Source organism: Pseudomonadota bacterium (assembly GCA_013285465.1).
In the GTDB taxonomy this organism is placed as follows: Bacteria; Pseudomonadota; Alphaproteobacteria; order Micavibrionales; family CSBR16-224; genus CSBR16-224.
The window spans coordinates 1,985,448-2,005,880 of record CP053449.1 but is presented as its reverse complement, the minus strand read 5'-3'; the positions used below and the strand labels follow the sequence as shown (position 1 = coordinate 2,005,880).

Genomic DNA, 20,433 nt, shown 5'->3' with positions numbered 1-20,433 from the left:
ATAAAACTTTCCGGGGCATTACGAGGGTTGCGATGGGCAGACAAAAAACACTCTTTATCTCTCTTAAGGATATCTTCTTATCCCTGAAAAGTGAAGCGGGAGAGGTGAGAATTCTGAAAGATGTCAATCTGGATGTCAAAAAAGGCGAAAGCGTCAGCATTGTCGGTCCGTCCGGCGCGGGAAAAACCAGCCTGCTGATGCTGTTGGGCGGTCTTGAAAAGCCCAGCGCAGGCACGATCACAATTGCGGGGGAGGAGCTCTCCGGCATGGGCGAAGATGCGCTGACGGGCTTTCGCCAGAAAAATATCGGCATTGTATTTCAAAGCTTTCATCTGATCCCGACGATGACGGCGCTGGAAAATGTGGCTGTTCCGCTGGAATTTGCGCATGATTCTGCGGCTTTTAAAAAGGCTGAAAACGCCTTGGAGAAGGTCGGGCTCGGCCACAGGCTGACACATTACCCTGCGCAGCTATCGGGCGGAGAGCAGCAGCGCGTGGCATTGGCGCGGGCTTTCGTGACGGAACCCGCGCTGCTGCTGGCGGATGAGCCGACAGGAAATCTTGACCAGACAACCGGCCATAAAGTCATCGAATTACTGTTTGATCTGGCCAAAAGCAAGGGCACGACGCTGATTTTGGTCACGCATGATACCGCGCTGGCCGAACGCTGTGACCGCATTGTGACCATCGCTGACGGGGTGCTGCATCAATGAGAAATACGGCTCTGGCTTTCCGTTTTGCCCTGCGCGAGATGAAAAGCGGTTTCCATCATTTCCGCATTCTGCTGCTGTGTCTTGTGCTGGGGGTGGCGGCAATCGCGGCGGTGCAGTCATTGTCACGCAGCCTGCTGGACAGCCTCAGCCGTGACGGACGGCAGATTCTGGGTGGCGATTTGTCGGTGCGCACAATGGGCGTTCCGGTCTCGGCGGAGATGCAGGAACAACTGCGGAATTTTGGTCGCCTGACCGTCAGTCTGGAGACCCATACGATGATCCGCAGCGGCGCGGAGGATGCCTCCATGCTGGCGGAATTGAAGGCTTTCGACGCGGCTTACCCGCTTTACGGACGGGTGGTGTTTACCGATGGCGCAGGAAATCTGCTGGAGAAAACCCCGCAGGAGATTACAGATCGCAGCGGCACGGAAAATTTACGCGGTACGGCTGTGGAGGCAGAAGCGCTGGAGCGGCTGGGCCTGTCCGTTGGCGAAATCCTGCGTATCGGTACGGAACGGTTTCGCGTCAATGCGCTGATACGGCATGAACCCGACAGGCTTGGCACGACGCGTTATGCGATTGCGCCGCGGGTGATGATTGCGCTGGATGCGGTAGAGGAAAGCGGCTTTCACGGTTTCGGCAATCTGCTTTATTACCATCACCGGCTGGCTTTGCCGGGCGCGCAGACGCTACAGCAACTGGAACAAAAAAAGGCGGAACTGGCGGCGACGGCACCGCGTGAAGAAAGCTGGCGCGTCTACAGCTTTCCCGATGCCGCGCCGGGGCTGCGCCGTGCCGTGGAGCGTCTGAATATCTTCCTGACATTAATGGGGCTGACAGCCTTGCTGATCGGCGGTATCGGTATCGGCAATGCAACAACGGCCTATCTGCAGCGGAAATACGGGGTGATTGCCGCCTTGAAATGCCTTGGCGGGGCGCAGGAAGTGATTTTCCGCACTTATCTTATCCAGATGCTGCTGGTGGCTGTGCCGGGTATTGCGGCGGGATTGCTGCTGGGGGCGGCAGTGCCGCAATTTGTGATGCCGCTGCTGGCGGGGCGGCTTGACCTGACGGCGCAGGCAATCGGCATTTATCCTGATATTCTGGTACAGGCGGCCGTATACGGCTTTTTGATCAGTTTTATGTTTGTGATCTGGCCTGTGGCAAAGGCCTGCCGCGTGCGTGCGGCGGATTTGTTCCGCAGTCGTGTCTCTCCGGCACCGGGATTGCCGGAATTCCGCTATGCCGCTGTGATTGCCGTTATGGGGGCGGCGCTGATTGCCTTGATTTTCGCAACCGTGCCGGAAAAGCATATTGTGCAGTATTTCCTGTATTTCTCTTTTACATCGCTGATTGTGTTTCTGCTGCTGTCCGAAACAATCCGCAGTCTTGCCCGCAAGATACGGATACGCAACAAACCGTCTTTGCGCATGGCCATCGTTAATTTATACCGCCCGGGCAATACGACAACCTCTGTGATGATGTCGATGGGCTTTGGTATGGCGGTGATGGTGATGATTGCGATGCTGCAGGCCAATTTCGCGCAGGTGCTGGAACGTGATGCGCATGAAGCCATGCCGGCTTTTTACTTTCTGGATGTGCAGCCGGATCAAAAAGACGGCTTTTTAGAGGCTGTGGCATCAACCTCTTCGGCAGAGCTGCCGCGTATTCTGCCGGTCATTAACGGGCGTGTCGTGCGTGCTAAAGGCATGGCGGCACAGCAGGCGCTTGTCCGTCCCCAGCATGCATGGGTGATGCGCGGTGACCGCCGTTTCACCTATGCGGCGGAGGATCCGGGATATGGCACATTTGTGGAAGGAACATGGTGGGCAAGCGATTACCGCGGTCCGCCTCTGGTCTCGGTTTCGATGGATGTGGCGCAAGCCTTTGATATGCATGTCGGCGATACGCTGACGGTGGATATTTTCGGGGAGGAAGTCACGGCGCGTGTCGCCAATATCCGCGATATTAACTGGTCCAGTTTTACGATGAATTTCGCCATGACCTTTTCTCCCGCAGGGATGGAGGATTTTCCCGCCAGCTATGTCAGTACGGTTGTGGTGGATGAACAGCAGGAACTGGACTTGCAGAACCGTATTGCCCGTGATTTCCCGAATATTATCAGCGTACGCCTGCGTGATATTCTGGCCGTGGCGCAGGATATTATGGGGCTGGTGGCGCAAGCGGTACGTTACGGCGCGGTTGTGACCATTCTGGTCGGTCTGCTGGTTTTGCAGGGCGGTATTTTGTCAGGCCAGCAGCAGCGGCTGTATGATTCCGTCGTGCTGAAAGTTCTGGGCATTACGCGCCAGCGTCTGGGCAGGGTTTTTCTGGTCGAATACGGCGTGCTGGCCTTTGTTGTGATGATTGTCGCAAGCGTGTTGGGCTGTGTGCTGTCCTATGGCGTGTTTGAAATCATTATGGAGCTGAACTGGCGTTTTTATCCCCGCGCCTTGATTGAAATATCACTGCTTTGTATTGCGCTGACATTGGGTATCGGTTACTGGAATATCCGGCGCATCCTGTCGGTACGCCCCGCCGTCTTCCTGCGGCAGGACTGACAAAAAAGGCAATCATATTTTCTTCGTCACTCCCGCGAAAGCGGGAGTCCATACAGGGCTAGTGAAGCTTTAACAGTGCATGGATTCCCGTTTGCACGGGAATGACAGTGGTGGGGATGTAGGTGTAAAAATGCTGCTTCTAGCCGCAGATTTCCTCAAACATGTCACGCCATGCGGGATTACCTTTTTCTATTAATGCGATTTTCCAGCTGCGATCCCATTTTTTGATCTGTTTTTCGCGTATGATTGCGGCCTCGGCACTGTCATGTGCTTCATACCAGACAAGTTTTTTAATGCCGTATTTCTTTGTAAAGCCGTCATAGAGCACGTCACGGTGTTTGGCGATTCTCTGCGGCAGGTTTGATGTCATGCCGGTATATAATGTGCCATATGGTTTTGATGCGAGGATGTAGACAAAGAACTGTTTTTTCATACCGCATATTTTATATGCCCCGTCATTCCCGTGTAAACGGGAATCCATGCGTTGTTGCGGTTTGCGGGCTGTGTATGGACTCCCGCTTTCGCGGGAGTGACGGAGGAAAGGGCGCTGTCTCCGCCACTGTCATACCCGTGTAAACGGGAATCCATCGGCTTTACCGTTTTCGCACGTTGTATGGACTCCCGCTTTCGCGGGCGTGACGGGGAGGGGTAGGCAAAGAGAAAGGGCGCGGTAAACCGCGCCCTTTCAGGTATTTGGTAGACTTCAAATCCAAGGATTAGAAGTTAACTTCTGTACCCAGAGTAACTTGCGTGAAGTCACGGTTATCAGCAGCAGCGACATTGTTGTCGTGGCTACCGAAGGCAACTGCACCACGGAAGCTCATGCCCGGGCCGAATTCGTAACCGCCACCAACTGTGAAGCGATCGTATTCAACATCGGTTGCACCCGTGAATTCGTAGTCAGAGTTCAGGTAAGATGCACCGGCATGCCACGGGCCGTTATCCCATGCCAGACCAACAACCCATGTGTTTTCTTGGTCAAAGCTACCGGCACCACCTGTCAGACCGTGGTTGTCGTCTTTGTAGACAACACCGGCACTGAACTGGTTCCATGTAGCAGCAGCGGAAACGTTCCACTGTGTACGATCATCAAATGTGTTCGTACCCGGCAGAGCACCTGCACCAGCAACTTCAAGGCTGGCATGACCGTAACCGGCACCGAAGCTCAGGCCAACACCGTTGAACTCACCGTCCCAACGTGCAGCAATTTCCCACAGGTCTTCAAAGTGACCTGCATCAGCATCTGTTGCCATACCGCCAACACCGTTATTGATGGACTTAACACCATCCGTCATTTCCGGAGCATATGTTACACCAGCTTGGAAACCGTTGAATTTCGGCGTGAAGTAGGTCAGCTTGTTCGCGTAACGACCCATGTCGTTGGCATAGTCATAGCCTTTTGTGTTGGCGTTACCGTTGATAACACCACCGGCAAACGGCGTCCAGCCGTTGATAGCCAGAGCGGACAGGCGATCAGCACCGAAGAAGTTTTTGCCGCTGAAGTATTGACGCAGACCGTCAATGTTGCTGTCAGCAGAAGGAGCAGCAACCTGCAACAGGTATTGTGCACCATCTTCACGACCCAGATTTACACGACCCCAGTTACCGGAGAAGTATGCATAGGTTTCGTCCGTTGTGTCATCGAACTGACCAGCCTGACCAGCAGGCGGAACACCTGCAGCAGCGTTGCTTTCGTGACCGAGGTCGATTTCGTTGTGAACACCAACCGTCAGGCCGTTATCCAGCGTTACTTCACCTGTGAAGTAAACTTCTGAATCATGGCGCAGGTCGAGATCACGTACGTTTACACCAGCCGGAGCATCGTCATCGATGTTCAGCGCGTAACCGCGATAGAAACCGCCGAGGTCAAGGCTCAGGCCTTGAGCCATAGCAGGTGTCGCAAACATTGCGAGACCGGCAACAGCTGTCGTTGCAATAAGAAGTTTTTTCATTGTTTTTCCTCCAAAGAAAAATTCAGTTTTGGTTTAATAAGCCCGATAAGAATTTACGGGTCTATGATTATAAGGATATAGCAGGCTTTCTTAACGGGTCAATAACGCAAAGCGTCCCTTTGTCACATTACTGCCGCAGTGTTGCATTTTTGCAACAGCCATTTCTGCGACATCCCTGCCGTCATTCCCGTGAAAACGGGAATCCATGCGTTGTTGCGGTTTGCGGGGTATGTATGGACTCCCGCTTGCGCGGGCGTGACGGTGGGGGAGGTTGCCGCAAGCCGTATTGTCATTCCCGTGAAAACGGGAATCCATCGGTTGTTGCCGTTTTCGCACGCTGTATGGACTCCCGCTTTCGCGGGAGTGACGGGAGAGGGGGAGCGCTTAGAAATAGCTGCGGGCGCTGACGGGCGAATAGATGCGGTTTGGCGGTTTTTTGGCTTTGGGCGGCGTGTCCTGCGTTGCGTCCGAGGCGGTGTCCTGTTGTTTTACCTCGTTCAGCGCCTTCAGGCGCTTTTGCGCCTCTTCAATTTCGCGGCGGCTACCGACCGCGCCGAAACGCAACACTGTCGGCGCGGTTGCATGGGTCACGGCGCCATCGGCATTAAGATATTCGTGGCTTTCCGAGACGGTGCCGCTTTTGAAATTGAAAATCTTGCGCAGGCGAAAGCCGCTGTCATCCGCCGTCAGTTTGCAAATACTGCTGTTATCCAGTTTTTTCCAGAGACTGCTATCCGCCGGTGCGGCATCGGCGCCCGCCGCTTTTTCCGATTCGGGCAGGGCTTTGGCAGCGGCATCCGTATTATTTGCAACAACGGCGCGTTTGGCTTGTTCCGTTTTCAGCAGATCACGCAGGGTCTGGGTTTTGGCATATTGGATATCCGAATCCGATATTCTCAGATGGGCATAGCGGCACAGCATTTTAATAATGCCGTGACTTTGTTCGGGGTCTTCATTATGGATCGCCCCCCATAACGCATCGCCGCAATCGCCGTTATCATTATGCAGGTTAACGGCACCTGTTTGCAGGAACAGTGCGGCGACAGGCACGGTACTGTCGCGGCAGGCCACGGTTGCAAATGTCCGGCTGGATGACCATTCATGGTAAAAACAGTAATTCGGATCAACCCAGTCCAGATTCGAATCTTTTTCCCGCCAGACCGTCATCATATAGGCAACCATCCAGCTGTTTTTCGTTTCCATTGCCTTGCGCAATGTTTTATGGCGCTTGCTTTGGGACATTTTATGCGCGGCATCCGCCGTTTTGATATCCGCCTTTGTCGGGGCGGGCAGGTAAATGGTCATTTCCGCCTTGTCGGGGCTGCCGATCAGAACCGTGACAGGCGTTTCATCCGTCAGTTCTTTTAAAGTTTCAGAGGACATGCCCGAAAACAGCGGCGGCTTCAGCGCCGCATTCATGGCATCAATGGCTTTACGCGAGGGGGCATTTTTTTTGACCAGCCCCGACAAGTCCTTATTGTATTGAAAAATGTCGACCGCCCCCGTAGACAGGCTGTCTTCGGGTTTTTCAGACGGCGGGAGCTGTAGCGTCGGCTTTTTATTCATAAGCCGGATTATAGCGAGATTTCAGTATTATGTCAATTTAAATCATCGCCATGCCGCCATTGACGTGCAGCGTCTGCCCCGTCATATAGGCGGCTTCGTCGCTGGCCAGATAGACAACGGCATGGCCGATATCATCAGGCGTGCCCATGCGACCGGCGGGGATTTTGGCATTGATGCCCGCTTTCTGGTCATCGGTCAGCGCATCGGTCATCGGCGTGGCGATAAAGCCCGGCGCGATGCAATTGGCGGTGATGTTGCGGCTGGCCAGTTCGGCGGCGATGGATTTGGTCATGCCGATCATGCCGGCTTTCGAGGCGACGTAATTGGCCTGCCCCGGATTACCCGTTACGCCGACAACGGAGGAGATATTGATCATTCGTCCCCAGCGGTTTTTCATCATACCGCGCATCGCGGCGCGGCACAGCTGGAAACAGGCGGTCAGATTGACTTGAATAACGGCATCCCAGTCACCATCCGTCATACGCATGGATAACGTATCGCGGGTAAATCCGGCATTATTGACCAGAATATCAACGCCGCCCATGGCTTCCGTTGCGCCGGCGATCAGTGCCGCGGCCTTTTCGGAATCATCCAATGCGCTGACAATCACATGGGCCTTATCGCCGATCTCTTCTGCAAGTGCATAGAGCGGCTCGGGCTTGCGCCCTGTGATGACGACATCCGCACCCTGCTGGGCAAGACGTTTGGCAATCGCGCCGCCGATACCGCCGGATGCGCCTGTGACGAGTGCTTTTTTTCCTGTCAGATCAAACATGGATTCTTCCTCTTTCTTTAAAAATTACATTTGGCTGTTGGCAAATTCTTCCAGATCGGCTGGGGTGCCGATGGACATGGCACTCAGCTCGCGGTCAATGCGTTTGGTCAGTCCGGCAAGGACTTTGCCCGCGCCCAGCTCGACCAGTTTTTCCACGCCCTGTTCCTTCATATAAAGGACGGATTCACGCCAGCGTACGGTTCCCGTTACCTGTTTGACAAGCAAATCAAGGATTTCCGCAGGGCTTTCTACGGCCGCAGCCGTCACATTGGCCACCAGCGGCACAACAGGTACGCGCATTTCCACCTTTGACAAGGCTTCTGCCATCGCATCCGCGGCAGGCTGCATCAAAGGGCAGTGGAAGGGCGCGGAAACCGGCAGCATCAGAGCGCGTTTCGCCCCTTTTTCCGTGGCCAGCGCAATGGCTTTTTCCACCGCCTGCACATGACCGCTGACGACAACCTGCCCGAAAGCGTTGTCATTGGCGGCGGAACAAATCTCGCTATTTGTGGCTTCCTTGGCGATGGCGGAGACATCATCGAATTCCAGACCCAGAATCGCCGCCATCGCGCCGACACCGACGGGAACGGCTTTTTGCATGGCCTGCCCGCGAATGCGCAGCAAACGCGCCGTATCGGAGAGGGATAGCGTTCCCGCAGCTGTCAGGGCGGAATATTCGCCCAGCGAATGTCCGGCGACAAAGGCGGTGTTTTTATCATCACCCAGCACAACGCCCATATCTTTTTCAAGGATGCGCTGCACGGCGATGCTGACCGCCATCAAAGCGGGCTGCGTGTTTTCCGTCAGGTTCAGATCGCTTTCCTCGCCTGTGAAGATCAGCTTGCTCAGATTTTGCTCAAGGGCTTCATCGACTTCTTCAAAGACTTCGCGGGCGGTGACGAAATTTTCAAACAGTTCCTTGCCCATGCCCGGAAATTGACTGCCTTGCCCCGGAAATACAAATGCGCGTGTCATATGTGACGCTCCTTCATTTTTTGTTCTTTTGCGTGCCAAGATTATTGCAAAAGAAACGGTGCCGCAAGCCCCAAAATCGGCATGGCCAGCAGGGTTGATGACATCACCATCAATGTGGCCTGCCCCGGATGCAGTTTGAAATCATGCGCATACAGCACCGCATTCGCGCCGATAGGGCAGGCTGCCATCAACCAGAAAATTCTGGCTTCTCCCTCTGCCAGTAAATGTAAAAAAGCGGCATCAACAGCAACCAGAGAGACGGCAATCAAGGGCCAGAGGACAAAACACAGCACATTGCCCCAGATCACGGTTTTCCAGTTGATGTCTTTCGGCTCCAGATTGGCTAGCCCCATACCGATAATCATCATGCCGCCGATGAAAAAGATCCATGCAGCGATATCGGAGAGAAGGATAATGCCGCTTTCCACAGGCGCGGTCAGGTCAATATGCAGGAAATTGATGCCAAGCCCCGCCACCATTGCCCAAAAGGCCGGAAAGCCCATCAGCTTGCGCAGGCTGTCCATCATCGTGGCATGGCTTTTGGCAAACAGGTAATAGCCGAGTGTCAGCTGAAAAATCCCGATACCGAAATTCGACAAAATATATTTCGCGACCAGATCATCGGAAAACAGCAGCATGGCAACGGGAATGCCGAAATATCCGGTATTGGCATTCGGCACGGCGGCGGCGACCAGATATTTCATGTTCTTTTTGTCTTTTTCCTGCCAGATGTAATGCGCGGCAAGATAACAGATGCCGCAAACCCCGACGGCGATCAAAAACGCCATCAGCAGCTTGCCCAGATCGGCCGGTACCAGATTGCCGTAACCCAGCTTGCCGACGGTAAAGGCGGGCAGCACGATATAAAGGAAAAAACGGCTGGTTTTTTCAAGCGGCAGTTTCAGATATTTCTGCACCCCGTATCCCGCCCCGATCAGCAGATACAGCGTCAAAAATTTTAAGATAACGTCCATATGTCCTTTGCCTTATAACACTTGTACCTTCAAGGCGTTATTGCTTATCCTATTTGGTGAAAGCTTGCAATCTTTCCCGTGTAAATAAAACAGAGCTTTGCCCGCATGACGGATTTTCAGGAAAAAGAAAACGATAGAATCCGCAAAGAATATGCGCTTTTCCGCAAAATCGGCTGGATGGATGAATTAGTCTATGTAGGTAAATATAGTTATAGGTTAGGATTTCCCCTATTTATCATCGGTTTTCTGGGTGGTATTTATCAACAGTCTTTTCCTTCTGATATTATTCAATTGTTGCAGGGTGGTGCAGGGCTGACTGTCTTCGGGCTGTTCTTGCGTCTTCTCATGGAAGAGAGTGCTAGAAAATGCAGTATTGTCACGATTTTGCTACGGCGGGGTATGGATAATGAGACGGCATGGAAACAAGTGGTCAGTAGTCATCAGGGAGAAATGGCGATAGAGGAGCAGGGAAGAAAGTATATATCCGAAAATAAAGAAGGGCTTGCCGCCTTTCATACGGAATTGCAGAAAATTCTGGTGGAAAAATACCACTTCGCATCCGATGCTGTCGAAAAAATAACAGACCCGGATTACATATATGCAAGCGATGCTGTGTTGAAAGGACAGACACCGCATCAGGTGGCCTATGAAATTCATGAGGCGTTCCGCAGGCAAGAACCGTTTGTAAGGCCTGAACCGTTCAATGCAAAGGATTGGATCCATTATTATCAAGCGCGGCAACAGCAGGAAGTGAAGCTATACTTTCTGAAGAGGGTCGTTCTTTTGTTTCTGCTGGCTTTTTTATACGGGGTCGCATTTGATGTGGGGTATGTCATATCAAGCACTTGGCGTAATATAGCTGAATTTTTTGCTATGGCCTGTGCGCTCTCTCTGGGCTTATTTCTGGGATATTTTGAATTCAAAATAAACAGACCGAAATCTATGCCGCAAACAGACAAAGGTAAGATGATAATGGCCTTTAAGCTGTTATCACCTTTATTTATGCCGCTATTTATTTATTTCATGGTGTTCATAGCTGTCGGTTATGGTAGCGGGAAATTTCTGGGGCGGATTGCGGCAAGTACGACCATTTCAAAAAGCTTTGTTTTTGTGCAGGATAGGGAAAGTTCCGACCCGCGGCAGTATTGTTTGTTGCAAACCCAGCTACGGACGGTGCGTGGGCGGTTTTGTCCGCGCCTGGATTTGATGGATAGCCCGGATGGTGAAGAGATGCGGTTAAAGTGTAAGCTGCGTCAATCGCGGTTTGGAACATGGATTTGGGATTGTCGTGCCGATAAAACACGACAGGAATAAAAGCGGGATAGGATAAGGCTTTTCTTTTTTACGGCGAGGGGCTAGAGTGTTTGTGCAAAGCAGCATAATTAAGACGCTTGGGGGAGATGTTTTAGACATTTTTTCAGTAACAGAGGAGTTTTGAAATATGAGTGAAGATACAATTGTCATCGTCAGCGCCGCCCGTACGGCACAAGGTGCGTTTCAGGGTGAATTATCCGCAATGCCGGCTTATGATCTGGGCGCGGCGGCTATTAAGGCAGCGGTCGAGCGTGCGGGACTTTCCGCAGAGGCCGTCGAAGATGTGATTATGGGCTGTGTTCTGCCCGCAGGTCAGGGACAGGCACCGGCACGTCAGGCAACGCTGGGTGCAGGTCTGCCGATTTCAACAGGCGCGACCACCATCAACAAAATGTGCGGATCAGGTATGAAAGCCGTGATGTTCGCGCATGATCTGCTGCTGGCCGGTTCTTCTTCCGTGATGGTTGCGGGCGGCATGGAAAGCATGAGTAACGCCCCCTATCTGCTGGACAAAGCCCGCGGCGGTTACCGCATGGGCCACGGCAAAGTTGCCGACAGCATGTTTCTGGACGGTCTGGAAGATGCCTATGACCGCGGCAAGCTGATGGGCTTTTTCGCCGATGATACGGCGCAAAGCCTGCAAATTACCCGCGAAGATCAGGATAATTTCGCACTGGAATCACTGGCACGCGCACAACGCGCCCAGAAAGACGGCGATTTTAACGGTGAAATTATCCCCGTGACGCTGAAAACCCGTCAGGGCGAGGTGACAATCACGGAAGATGAAGGCCCGAAAACCGCACGTCCGGAAAAAATTCCACAACTGCGTCCGGCCTTCAATCCCGACGGGACAGTGACGGCGGCGAATGCCAGCTCGATCTCCGACGGTGCGGCGGCGCTGGTACTGATGCGCCGCAGCGAAGCTGATAAGCGCGGCTTGAAAATTCTCGCAGAAATCAAAGGCCATGCCTTCCATGCGCAAAAACCGGCGGAGTTTACGCTGGCGCCGATCGGTGCCACGCAAAAACTGCTGGAAAATGTCGGCTGGGCGGCAAATGATGTTGATCTCTATGAAGTCAACGAAGCCTTCGCGCTGGTGACATTGGCGGCGATGCGTCAGCTGAGCCTGCCGCATGAGAAAGTCAACATCAATGGCGGCGCTTGCTCGCTGGGTCACCCGATCGGTGCTTCGGGCGCACGTATCATTGTCACACTGCTGGCCGCGCTGGAAAAACGCGGTTTGACGCGCGGTGTCGCCTCGCTGTGCATCGGCGGCGGTGAAGCGACAGCGATCGCAGTGGAGCGCATTGCCGCGTAAAGAACACGCATGACGCAAAAAAAGCGCAAAACCGCAAAAAAACGGACGCCCAAAAAGACGGCGGCGCGGAGCAAAACGGCAACAGCTGCCAAAAAGCCCCGCAAAGCACCGGTCAAGGCAAGAAAATCCGTCACAAAGAAAAAGCCTTCCCGGAAGCCCGCAGCGCATAAAGCGTCGAAATTGCGGCTTCTGGGAAAGTGGCTTTTTGTCCTGTCCATCTGGGCGGGAATGTTTCTGTTCTGTCTTATCCTTTATTATGCCCGCGATCTTCCCGGTTCGGATGACATTGTTGCCGTGCCCGCACGCACGGGCATGACCATTATCGCGCATGACGGTAAAACGGTCGGCCATTACGGCGGTATCAAAGGTAATCCCGTTTATGCCGATACGCTGCCCGCACATGTCGTGAATGCGCTTCTGGCTACGGAAGACCGCCGTTTCTTTACACATTTCGGGATTGATCCGCGTGGTTTTGCCCGCGCGATGCTGCGCAATTTGAAAGAGCGCCGTCTGGTAGAGGGCGGTTCGACCCTGACGCAGCAGCTGGCAAAAAATATGTTTCTAAGCGCCGATAAGACCGTAAAGCGTAAAATACAGGAAGCGCTGCTTGCGCTCTGGCTTGAACAGAAATTCGAGAAAGAGGAAATCCTGACCGCCTATCTGAACCGTGTTTATTTCGGGGCGGGGGCTTACGGTATTGATTCCGCCGCGCGCACCTATTTCAATAAATCCGCCGTTGCCTTGAATCTGGAAGAGGGGGCGCTGCTGATCGGTTTGTTGCAGGCACCGTCGCGTTATTCGCCTTTCAATAATCCTGATCTGGCGCGGAAACGGACGATGAGGGTTCTGGGGGCAATGGTGGATGCGGGCTATCTGAACGCCGGCAAGATAAAGGGCGTGACGGCGCAAAATCTGCCGCTGCGTTTCGTCAACACCTTCGGCGATCATGAAGACCGCCATTTCATGGACTGGATTGCCGACAGTATCGGCAGTTTTGTCGGGACAACGGGGCGTAACCTTGTTGTACGCACGACTATTGATGCGGGGCTGCAAAACAGCGCGGCGCAGCAACTCCGTCATATGCTGGATGAAAACGAGAAAACGCATCAACTGGGCGAGGCGGCTTTTGTCGCCATGTCGCCTGACGGCGCGGTTCGGGCGATGGTCGGCGGGCGTGACTATGCGAAAAGTCGTTTCAACCGTGCGGTTCAGGCGCAACGTCAGCCCGGTTCCGCCTTTAAACCCTTTGTTTATCTGGCGGCGTTGCTGCGCGGCATGGAACCGCAGGATAAAGTGCGGGATGAGCCTTTCACAGCCTCCGAAGCAGGGGGGTACCGCCCCGAAAACTTTGCCGGACGCTATTACGGCAGCGTCACGCTGGAACAGGCTTTGGCAAAATCACTGAACACCGCCGCGGTGCGGGTCACACAGCAGGCGGGTATCGGCAATGTGCTGGCTGTGGCGCGCCGTGCGGGCATTACAACACCGCTGCGCCGCGATCTCAGCCTTGCGCTCGGTTCCAGCGAGGTGACGCTGCTGGATATGGTGACGGCTTATGCGGTTTTCGCCAATTCCGGCCGGGCGGTTTATCCCTATGCCGTGCTGGAAATCAGGGATGAGGACGGCCAGATTCTTTTCACACGTGAGAATGCGCCGCGTGACAGATTATTTCCGCAGGCGGCGATCCGCCGGCTGGACCGCATGTTACTGGCGGTCACGGATGAAACCGGAACCGGCCATAATGCGGGCGCATCCGGTCTGGCGGTACGCGGAAAAACGGGCACCAGTCAGGATGCCCGCGATGCGTGGTTTGTCGGTTACACACCGGATATCGTTGCGGGGGTCTGGATGGGGAATGACGATGGCCGTCCGATGAAAAATGTTACGGGCGGCGGTCTGCCGGCAAAGCTGTGGGGAGATATTTTCGCGGTCACGGATATGCGGGGGCTGCGCTATGAACCGCCGCGCAGTGAAAGCGGCGGCGGTATCGGCGGTTTGATAAGATTATTCGGCGGATCAGATCGCAATGACGGTCCCGTTATTCGCGGCGATAATACCGAACGCTTTAATTAACGCGGTTTAAAGAAAATTGACCAGTGTCAGCTGATTCACCAGATTGGTCGTCTCATAAGAGGCCGTCATCTGTGTTTCCAGCGATTGCAGGCGAACAATAATTTCAGCCGTATCAACATTCTCGAGATCGTCCAGCATGGATTGCAGCGTGTTGCGCTCGTTTTCCTGACGGGCTTTAATATCACTCATCAGCGCGTTCTTGCTGACCAGAATGTTGTGGTCGCTTTCCAGTGCCGTAATGCCGCCTTCCAGTGTTGAAATAATACCGGCAAAAATCTGGTCGAATTCCGCCTCCGTCGCGATATCGACGGCAGGGTTGGGGAATTGCAGATTGGCCGCCAGCGCAAGGCCGCGCACGATTTCCTGCAGACCGGGATTATCGGCTTTCAGCGTGTAATTGATTTCGATACTGTCATCGACTTTTGCAATCACATCACCGGAGGCGCCAAGCGTTCCGGCATAGCCGAGATCGGCACCTGTGAAGGCATCCGCATTGGCCAGTAATTGCGCGGGAGTCTGCCCGCCGGCCAGCCATGTTGTGTACTCCGCCTGAATATTGGCATTTAGCGTCGCCTCGTTGGTAAAGGGGGCATTGCCGATATCATTACCCGAAAACAGGTAAGACCCCTGAATTTCCGTGTTCAGCAAATCGCCGAGATATTGCAGATTATTACTCGCCAGATTGCGCAGGAAATCGGCGTCAACACCGTCGGCACCGGATTGCAGCAGACGGAAACCGTCAATGATCTGATTGGCGATATTGGTCACTTCCGTCAGGGTTTCGCTCATCACCTTTGTCCGCAAAATGGCGCGGTCGATATTGGTGGAATAGGCATCAATTTCATTTAAATCGGTGCGCAGGCTTTGCACGCGGCCCGCATCAACGCCGAAACCGGCGAAGTTTTCGGTTTTTTTCTGCGTGGCCAGCTGGCGTTGCAGATCATTCAGCGTGGCGCGCAAGTCCGCCAGCTGCGTACTCTGCGTTTTCGATTGTCCCAGAAAGGAGATCGTTGTCAGTGCCATTTTCTTATTCCTTCCTTAAAATATTACACACATCTCTTTTTATATTTTGCCGTTAAAAGGCGTTCAGTAAGGTGTTGAACAGCTCTTCCGAAACGGAAATCGCCCGTGCCGCCGCCGAATAGGCGGTTTGCAGCTCAATCAGCCTTGCCAGTTCCTGATCCAGATCAACACCGCTTTCGTTCAGGAAGCGGTTTTCCAGCGTGTCATAAAACAGCTGTTCGCTTTCCTGTGCTTTTTGCGTATTGCGGTATGTTTCTCCATGCTGGCTGACAAGCCCCTGTGCAAATTGCACCAGCGAGGTGAAACCGACCAGCTGTGTGGCAATATCCGCATTCGGGCCCAGATTATCTTCGCGAAAGGCCGTATGCGGCGTGCCGACAACGGAAACACCCAGCGCAACCAGCGGATCGCCCAGACCGTTTGTCAGGGCAATATCGCCGCCGTCATCAGGGGTAATCAGCAAAACGCCGCCGGGGCCGAGTGAGGCCGTGACGCCGGGAACGGCATTCAGATCAGCCAGCAGATTGGCTTGCGTATCGGTCGGCGAAATAAAGATGGTCACAGGGCTGTTCAAACCGGCGCTGATGGTAAAGGACGGATCCTGTGCCGGCGTAACCCCCGCTGTCAATCCCAGCGCGGCAAGACCTGCGGCGGTCAGCGATGCGGCGGTGACCGTAATATCCGCGCCTGCCTCCAGAACGATTTGTCCCAGACTGTTCAGACGCGCCGTACCGGGCAGGGCGGCATTGATGTTATTGACCAGATCGGTCGCCGTATCACCGGCATTAATGGTAATCAGGGCAGGACCGCCGCCGACATCAATCGTGAACTGCGCCCCTGGGGCGATGTCGGGATGGCTGTCCAGAATGCCCAGATCGGTGATATCGGCGGTGCCGATGATTTGTGCGAATTGCGACAGTCCCGTGGCGGCAAAAATCGTTCCGGCGGAAATATCGACGGTTCCGATGGCTTGCTGCCCTGTAAAGGCGCCAAAGGTGAAGTCGATAATCTTGCGGATAACCTCGTTTGACCCGCTGGGAACCGTTGCGCCGGTGGTTCCGGAACGTACCAGCGTCGGATCGGCGACAACCGTGGCATTGACACGGATTTCCGCGGCAAAACCGACATAGCCGACGGCGCCGGGCGGTGCAACGCTGGCAGGAACATTGCCCAGCGCATCCGTAAACAGTTCCAGTCCCTGTGTGGCAAAGCGTTCTGCGGTTTTTTGCGCCAGTTCGTCCAGCTGTGCCTGATATTGCGGCAAGGTTTCGTCGCGCAAGGCAAAAAGTGAGCCGATTTTACCGCCGATATTGCCGCCTGTCAGTTCGATGCCCGTTGTGCTGTCGATAAATAATCCGGCAGAGCCGCCACCGGGATAGAAGCTGGTGGCGCTTTGCTGGGTCGGATTGAAGACCAGACGGCGCGCTTCGGTATCGGCCAGAGTCTGCCCGTTTGCCGTCATCAGCACGATTTTGTTGTTTTCTGCGCGGAAATAGGAGACGCTCAAATGCTCGGCGACCAGAGAAATCGCGGCATCGCGCTGATCTTCCAGATCGGCAGTGCTTTGTCCGGCGGCAGCCAGTTTGGCAATGCGCAGATTCAGGGTGGCGACATTTTCCAGCGCGCCGTTCACCTCGGTGACCGATGCGGAAATATCGGTCTGGGTTTCGTTGCGCAGTTGCTGCAATGTGGAGGAAAAATCATTGAACAGCCGCGCGGTTTCCTGTGCGCTGGAAACAACATTATTCAGCAGAATACCGCTTTCCGGTTCGGAAGACAGCGAGATGAAATCCTCTTTCAGATTATTCAAAACCGCACCGATCGAGCTTTCAGCCTCGGATGCGCCGTGATAGGCCTGAATACGGGACAAATACTGTTCACGGACATCCAGCCCCGAAATCTGGCTGGTTTGTCCGACCAGCTCGCGGATCAGCGACATATCGACACTGCGCAACACCTCGCCGATGCGGACTCCCAGTGCGTTCACATCGGTAAAACTTGCCTCTTGCGGCAAGATTTTCCGGGTATATCCGGGCGTTGAGGCATTCGCAATATTATGCGAGGTCAGATTAATGGCGTTTTGCGCCGCTCTCAGGCCGGTTAATGCGTTATTCAGCGATTGGACGGGCATGGTTTGTCCCCTTTCCACGTAAAACTTGGTCTTTTCTGTTTTAGGGATGTTGCAAGAAGCGTGCCAAAAGCCGCGTTTCTCTCCGCGCCGCATTGTTTTGTTGTGTTTTTCGCCTTTCGCGTGTAAAACAGGCGGCATGGTAGGGAATAAAGTCATTACAGAAAAAAAGAATAAAAAACCGGGCGAAACGGACCTGTCCGCCCTGCAAAAGACGCTTGGCCACCGCTTTAAGAATGAACAATATCTGCGCACGGCCTTAACCCATGCCAGCGCCATTCCTGACCGCGGTAATCTTGATCCCGCCCATCACCATTATTACTACGAGCAGCTGGAATTTCTCGGCGACCGTGTACTGTCTCTGGTTGTGGCGCATTTGATTTATGATATTTTCCCCGGTGAAAGCGAAGGGGACTGGGCAAAACGCCATGCCGAAGCCGTGCGGGAAACGACATTGGCCAGAATTTCCGCAAAACTGGAGCTGGGCGGCGAAATGTTTTTATCCACGAGCGAACAGCGCAGTGGCGGACGTAAGAAGAAAGCAATGCTTGCCGATGTGCTGGAGGCGGTGATCGCCGCGCTTTATCTGGATGGCGGCTATAATGTCGCACGTAAATTTATCGAACGGGAATGGCGGGATTCTGTCGCCGGTGCGCCGCGCCCGCCGGAAGACCCGAAAACCCGCCTGCAGGAATGGTCGCAGGGACGCGGGCAGGGGCTGCCCGTTTATGATCTGGTTTCGCGTTCCGGTCCCGATCATGCGCCGGAATTTATGGTTAGTGTGACAATTGACGGTTTTGATACGGTCACGGTCAGCGGGGAATCCAAGCGCAAGGCGGAAAAGAAAGCGGCGGAGCTGATGATGCGCCAGATCGAAGAGCGGGAAAAACGCAGCAAAAAGAAACCGGAAGCGGGTGACAAAAAAGATGTCTGATACAGTCTCGACACGTTGCGGTTCGGTCAGTCTGATCGGTGCCCCGAATGCCGGAAAATCAACATTGGTCAATAAGCTTGTCGGCACGAAAGTATCGATTGTGACGCATAAGGTGCAAACCACGCGCAGCCGCGTCGTGGGTATTGTCATGCGCGATGAAAGCCAGATTGTTCTGGTTGATACGCCCGGCATTTTTCATCCGGAAAAACGCCTTGACCGGGCGATGGTGTCAACGGCATGGCGCGAGGCGCATGACTCCCATATTATCGCGGTGCTGATGGATGCGGCACATGCGAAACGCACAAAATCCGAAGAATTGCTGCTGGCGGAGCTGGCGAAACGCAAGGTGCCGCAAAAAACGGTGCTGATTTTAAACAAGATCGATCTTCTCCGCCGTGACAAGCTACTGCAAATGGCACAGGAATTTTCCGATAGCGGCTTATTTCAGGATATCTATATGGTGTCGGCTTTGACGGGGGACGGCTGTGACAGATTGCTGGATGATTTTGCCAAAGCCCTTCCCGAAGGCCCGTGGCTTTACGATCCGGAAATCGTGTCCGATATGCCCGCACGGCTTTTGGCCGCTGAAATCACGCGTGAAAAACTTTTTGAACAGATGCATCAGGAAATCCCGTATATGTGCACGGTGGAAACCGAAAGCTGGGAAAAAGACGAAACCGGGCGACTGCGTATCGGGCAGATCATCTATGTGGCGCGTCCGCAGCATAAATCCATGATTCTCGGCAAAGGCGGGCGCAAGATCAAATCCATCGGCAGCGCCGCCCGCGCGGAAATCAATGAATTACTGGAAGAGAATGTTCATCTGGAGATTTTCATCAAGGTGAAGGAAAACTGGATGGATGACCCCGACCGTTACCGCGAATGGGGGCTTGATTTTTCCTGACGCGTCTTCCGTTATCTGTCCTTGCGGAAGCGGAATTTGTAATAACGGTCACAGGCACGTTGCAGCTCCGTCAGCAATCCGCGCCCTTCCGCCGTTTTCTCGCCGCGTAATCCGCGCCCGATAATTGTACGGACAGTGGTCTGATAGGCGGAAAGAATCTCCAGAATATCGGCATCAATCTTTTCCACACGCGGCAGAAACAGCAGCAGCATGGCGCTGACTTCCGTCACCAGCGGGTAATTGAACATGCTTCCCTGCGCCTTCATGCGGGAGATGGAGAAACAAACCTCGTTCAAAATTTCTTTCGGGCTCATGCGGCGGTTTTTCAAGACGCTTTCAATGCGCAGAATATGCTTTTCGACAATGGGCAGAAAGTTACGCTCATTCTTGTACATTTTCTCCTGCGCCGCCTTGATAACGGCACGGTCCAGCCCGCCGGAGCCGACTTTTTCTTTCAACATATTCGGCGGATGGATCATCTCGATCCTGTCCAGATTCAGTGACTGCGTCATGTTTTTATCTTTGTCTTTGTTTGTCAATGTTCCGTCCAATCATCCGGTAACAGTTTAGATGTTTTCTTTAGACGGTTCAAAGGCAATTTCAGCAGAACGGCGATCATGTTCCGGCGGATTTTTCTCCTGCCGCCTGCGGTCAGGGCCGAAAAAGCCGGGGGCACGGACAAAACGCCGCGGATGCTCGATAATATGCTCCATTTTCCGGTACAGCGTTTCCGCCGTAAAGGGCTTGGCGATAAACTCGGTCGCGCCGTAATCGCGTGCCAGATTAATGTTTCGCTTGATACTGTAGCCCGTCATCATAATGGCAGGGACGAATTTATTCGGGCTTTTATCATCATGGCGGATGGCGTGCATCAGTTTTAAGCCGTCTGCAATGGCGCCCTGGTCTTCCAGACTGTCGTTTTCCAGCCAGTCGATAATGACCAGATCGGGATTATAGTTACAGAATTTGCGCCAGCCGCTGCGCAGATCATTGGCGGAAATCGTGCTGTTAATACCGAAAGTTTGCAGCACGGCACGGGTAATCTCGAACATCTCTTGTGTGTCCTCGACAATCAGCACCGTTATTTTGTTGAATTTATATGCCATTTACTGTCGTTGCGGCCTCTGGAAATACTGGTTTTCCGCAGTGCAATATGTCTGTTTATGCGATATGCGGAATGAAAACATTCAATCGTATTACTATATTTTAACATGGATTTATAA

At 53.7% G+C, this 20,433-nt stretch carries 18 protein-coding genes; 7 read left to right on the top strand and 11 right to left on the bottom strand.

Going from position 1 to position 20,433, the window contains the following annotated elements:
* The first annotated feature begins 32 nt into the window (after positions 1–32).
* Both HND56_09765 and HND56_09760 read left to right on the top strand, forming a co-directional pair.
* Positions 33–713 (top strand): ABC transporter ATP-binding protein, encoded by a 681-nt coding sequence (locus tag HND56_09765; protein QKK05957.1) that lies wholly within the window; start codon positions 33–35, stop codon positions 711–713.
* Entirely contained in the window at positions 710–3,274 is a 2,565-nt protein-coding gene (locus HND56_09760; GenBank protein ID QKK05956.1) for an FtsX-like permease family protein, read from the top strand. Before HND56_09765 ends, HND56_09760 begins: the two co-directional genes overlap by 4 nt.
* Positions 3,275–3,413: 139 nt before the next feature.
* Here the strand turns inward: HND56_09760 and HND56_09755 are convergent, their stop codons facing one another.
* The 7 genes from HND56_09755 to HND56_09725 form a co-directional block, all read right to left on the bottom strand.
* The gene (locus HND56_09755) at positions 3,414–3,707 is read right to left on the bottom strand and encodes a GIY-YIG nuclease family protein (protein QKK06617.1); all 294 of its coding nucleotides are present in this window, start codon (positions 3,705–3,707) and stop codon (positions 3,414–3,416) included.
* Positions 3,708–3,990: 283 nt separating this feature from the next.
* Positions 3,991–5,226, bottom strand: coding sequence for a porin (locus tag HND56_09750; protein ID QKK05955.1), 1,236 nt, complete (start codon positions 5,224–5,226; stop codon positions 3,991–3,993).
* Between the two features lie 122 nt (positions 5,227–5,348).
* A complete protein-coding gene (locus tag HND56_09745; protein ID QKK05954.1) occupies positions 5,349–5,519 on the bottom strand; it encodes a hypothetical protein in 171 nt (56 codons plus the stop codon).
* 91 nt (positions 5,520–5,610) lie between these two features.
* A complete protein-coding gene (locus HND56_09740; protein QKK05953.1) occupies positions 5,611–6,792 on the bottom strand; it encodes a hypothetical protein in 1,182 nt (393 codons plus the stop codon).
* A 37-nt stretch (positions 6,793–6,829) separates the two neighbouring features.
* The gene (gene fabG / locus HND56_09735) at positions 6,830–7,567 is read right to left on the bottom strand and encodes a 3-oxoacyl-[acyl-carrier-protein] reductase (protein QKK05952.1); all 738 of its coding nucleotides are present in this window, start codon (positions 7,565–7,567) and stop codon (positions 6,830–6,832) included.
* A gap of 24 nt (positions 7,568–7,591) precedes the next feature.
* Positions 7,592–8,542 (bottom strand): ACP S-malonyltransferase, encoded by a 951-nt coding sequence (gene fabD, locus HND56_09730; GenBank protein ID QKK05951.1) that lies wholly within the window; start codon positions 8,540–8,542, stop codon positions 7,592–7,594.
* 41 nt (positions 8,543–8,583) lie between these two features.
* On the bottom strand, positions 8,584–9,516 hold the full coding sequence (locus HND56_09725) for a hypothetical protein (protein ID QKK05950.1): 933 nt from the start codon (positions 9,514–9,516) through the stop codon (positions 8,584–8,586).
* Between the two features lie 105 nt (positions 9,517–9,621).
* On the opposite strand from HND56_09725, the gene HND56_09720 reads away from it, so the two are divergent.
* The 3 genes from HND56_09720 to HND56_09710 all read left to right on the top strand — a co-directional run bounded on the left by HND56_09720 (position 9,622) and on the right by HND56_09710 (position 14,221).
* Complete coding sequence (locus tag HND56_09720; GenBank protein QKK05949.1) at positions 9,622–10,830, top strand: hypothetical protein; 1,209 nt, start codon at positions 9,622–9,624, stop codon at positions 10,828–10,830.
* 127 nt (positions 10,831–10,957) lie between these two features.
* A complete protein-coding gene (locus HND56_09715; GenBank protein QKK05948.1) occupies positions 10,958–12,148 on the top strand; it encodes an acetyl-CoA C-acyltransferase in 1,191 nt (396 codons plus the stop codon).
* A 9-nt stretch (positions 12,149–12,157) separates the two neighbouring features.
* A complete protein-coding gene (locus HND56_09710; protein QKK05947.1) occupies positions 12,158–14,221 on the top strand; it encodes a PBP1A family penicillin-binding protein in 2,064 nt (687 codons plus the stop codon).
* A gap of 6 nt (positions 14,222–14,227) precedes the next feature.
* Here the strand turns inward: HND56_09710 and HND56_09705 are convergent, their stop codons facing one another.
* On the bottom strand, positions 14,228–15,244 hold the full coding sequence (locus HND56_09705; protein QKK05946.1) for a hypothetical protein: 1,017 nt from the start codon (positions 15,242–15,244) through the stop codon (positions 14,228–14,230).
* A 52-nt stretch (positions 15,245–15,296) separates the two neighbouring features.
* Positions 15,297–17,375, bottom strand: a complete 2,079-nt coding sequence (gene flgK, locus HND56_09700; GenBank protein QKK05945.1) for a flagellar hook-associated protein FlgK — start codon at positions 17,373–17,375, stop codon at positions 15,297–15,299.
* A 136-nt stretch (positions 17,376–17,511) separates the two neighbouring features.
* On the opposite strand from flgK, the gene rnc reads away from it, so the two are divergent.
* Positions 17,512–18,306, top strand: a complete 795-nt coding sequence (gene rnc / locus HND56_09695) for a ribonuclease III (GenBank protein ID QKK05944.1) — start codon at positions 17,512–17,514, stop codon at positions 18,304–18,306.
* On the top strand, positions 18,299–19,210 hold the full coding sequence (gene era / locus HND56_09690; protein ID QKK05943.1) for a GTPase Era: 912 nt from the start codon (positions 18,299–18,301) through the stop codon (positions 19,208–19,210). Before rnc ends, era begins: the two co-directional genes overlap by 8 nt.
* Before the next feature lie 11 nt (positions 19,211–19,221).
* Here era and HND56_09685 read toward each other — a convergent pair whose 3' ends face one another.
* Positions 19,222–19,722, bottom strand: a complete 501-nt coding sequence (locus tag HND56_09685; GenBank protein ID QKK05942.1) for a hypothetical protein — start codon at positions 19,720–19,722, stop codon at positions 19,222–19,224.
* Positions 19,723–19,776: 54 nt separating this feature from the next.
* A complete protein-coding gene (locus tag HND56_09680; GenBank protein ID QKK05941.1) occupies positions 19,777–20,316 on the bottom strand; it encodes a response regulator in 540 nt (179 codons plus the stop codon).
* Between the last annotated feature and the right edge of the window lie 117 nt (positions 20,317–20,433).

Excerpts from the sequence above, each read along its gene's own strand:
- HND56_09740 (QKK05953.1), bottom strand. The coding sequence starts at position 6,792 with ATGAATAAAAAGCCGACGCTACAGCTCCCGCCGTCTGAAAAACCCGAA.
- HND56_09680 (QKK05941.1), bottom strand. The coding sequence starts at position 20,316 with ATGGCATATAAATTCAACAAAATAACGGTGCTGATTGTCGAGGACACA.
- HND56_09755 (QKK06617.1), bottom strand. The coding sequence starts at position 3,707 with ATGAAAAAACAGTTCTTTGTCTACATCCTCGCATCAAAACCATATGGC.
- rnc (QKK05944.1), top strand. The coding sequence starts at position 17,512 with ATGGTAGGGAATAAAGTCATTACAGAAAAAAAGAATAAAAAACCGGGC.
- HND56_09750 (QKK05955.1), bottom strand. The coding sequence starts at position 5,226 with ATGAAAAAACTTCTTATTGCAACGACAGCTGTTGCCGGTCTCGCAATG.
- era (QKK05943.1), top strand. The coding sequence starts at position 18,299 with ATGTCTGATACAGTCTCGACACGTTGCGGTTCGGTCAGTCTGATCGGT.
- HND56_09710 (QKK05947.1), top strand. The coding sequence starts at position 12,158 with ATGACGCAAAAAAAGCGCAAAACCGCAAAAAAACGGACGCCCAAAAAG.
- HND56_09765 (QKK05957.1), top strand. The coding sequence starts at position 33 with ATGGGCAGACAAAAAACACTCTTTATCTCTCTTAAGGATATCTTCTTA.
- HND56_09715 (QKK05948.1), top strand. The coding sequence starts at position 10,958 with ATGAGTGAAGATACAATTGTCATCGTCAGCGCCGCCCGTACGGCACAA.
- HND56_09760 (QKK05956.1), top strand. The coding sequence starts at position 710 with ATGAGAAATACGGCTCTGGCTTTCCGTTTTGCCCTGCGCGAGATGAAA.
- fabD (QKK05951.1), bottom strand. The coding sequence starts at position 8,542 with ATGACACGCGCATTTGTATTTCCGGGGCAAGGCAGTCAATTTCCGGGC.
- HND56_09705 (QKK05946.1), bottom strand. The coding sequence starts at position 15,244 with ATGGCACTGACAACGATCTCCTTTCTGGGACAATCGAAAACGCAGAGT.
- HND56_09745 (QKK05954.1), bottom strand. The coding sequence starts at position 5,519 with ATGACAATACGGCTTGCGGCAACCTCCCCCACCGTCACGCCCGCGCAA.
- HND56_09720 (QKK05949.1), top strand. The coding sequence starts at position 9,622 with ATGACGGATTTTCAGGAAAAAGAAAACGATAGAATCCGCAAAGAATAT.
- HND56_09685 (QKK05942.1), bottom strand. The coding sequence starts at position 19,722 with ATGACGCAGTCACTGAATCTGGACAGGATCGAGATGATCCATCCGCCG.
- flgK (QKK05945.1), bottom strand. The coding sequence starts at position 17,375 with ATGCCCGTCCAATCGCTGAATAACGCATTAACCGGCCTGAGAGCGGCG.
- HND56_09725 (QKK05950.1), bottom strand. The coding sequence starts at position 9,516 with ATGGACGTTATCTTAAAATTTTTGACGCTGTATCTGCTGATCGGGGCG.
- fabG (QKK05952.1), bottom strand. The coding sequence starts at position 7,567 with ATGTTTGATCTGACAGGAAAAAAAGCACTCGTCACAGGCGCATCCGGC.